This window comes from Faecalibacterium sp. DFI.5.82, assembly GCF_029076575.1.
In the GTDB taxonomy this organism is placed as follows: domain Bacteria; phylum Bacillota; class Clostridia; order Oscillospirales; family Ruminococcaceae; genus Faecalibacterium; species Faecalibacterium duncaniae.
Genome location: NZ_JARFIS010000322.1, coordinates 1 through 323, shown reverse-complemented (window position 1 = coordinate 323; position 323 = coordinate 1). Strand labels below are relative to the sequence as shown.

1 pseudogene is annotated in these 323 nt (G+C 66.3%); it reads left to right on the top strand.

The features are described from left to right. Window position 1 precedes the first annotated feature (1 nt). Window positions 2–323 (top strand): annotated as a pseudogene (locus tag P0G09_RS16810) (phosphate ABC transporter permease subunit PstC); the annotation flags it as partial.

Here is a 323-nt window from a genome sequence, read left to right as displayed (position 1 = left end):
CCTGATCTCGGTGTACATGGTACTCTCCTGTGTGCCTGCCATCCAGAAGATCGGGCTGTTCCGGTTCCTGTTCGGCACCCGGTGGGCTTCCACCGCTGCCGACCCGGCCTACGGCATCCTGCCCTTCATCCGGTCCAGCGTTTACGGCACGCTGGGTGCCACCGTGATCGGTGTGCCCTTTGGCCTGCTGACGGCGGTGTTCCTCTCCAAGGCCGCAGGCCCGAAGGTGCGCACCGTGGTCGTGACCGCCATTGAGCTGCTGAGCGGCATCCCCAGCGTGGTGTTCGGCCTGCTGGGTATGCTGGTGCTGGTGCCCGCCGTGG